This is a genomic window from Niallia sp. Sow4_A1, from assembly GCF_052116745.1.
Taxonomy (GTDB): domain Bacteria; phylum Bacillota; class Bacilli; order Bacillales; family Cytobacillaceae; genus Niallia; species Niallia hominis.
In genome coordinates this window covers 1-380 of sequence record NZ_JBQKKM010000150.1, presented here as the reverse complement: position 1 = coordinate 380, position 380 = coordinate 1, and the positions used below count along the sequence as shown (strand labels likewise).

2 tRNA genes are annotated in these 380 nt (G+C 41.8%); both read left to right on the top strand.

Annotated elements, in window-relative coordinates:
* Positions 1-34: 34 nt before the first annotated feature.
* Positions 35-111 (top strand) — tRNA-Pro (locus ACTQ5K_RS25615).
* 12 nt (positions 112-123) lie between these two features.
* A tRNA-Ala gene (locus ACTQ5K_RS25610) sits at positions 124-199 on the top strand.
* Positions 200-380: the final 181 nt, after the last annotated feature.

Below are 380 nucleotides of genomic sequence, written 5' to 3'. Positions count from 1 at the left end.
GGGTTCGACTCCTTTCGGGCGCGCCATTATATTTCGGGAAGTAGCTCAGCTTGGTAGAGCACTTGGTTTGGGACCAAGGGGTCGCAGGTTCGAATCCTGTCTTCCCGACCATTATTATTATTTGGGGCCTTAGCTCAGCTGGGAGAGCGCCTGCCTTGCACGCAGGAGGTCAGCGGTTCGATCCCGCTAGGCTCCACCAAAAAATAAAAAAGTATATTGACAGTGTTTATAATAACTGTTATTATATAAAAGTTGCTTCTAATAGCAACAAACAAATTGCTCTTTGAAAACTGAACAAACAAACGTCAACAATAATCGTTTTATAACGAATGTTATAGAATGACAACAAGTAATAAAAAGCTAGAGTTTAGCAATGAGCT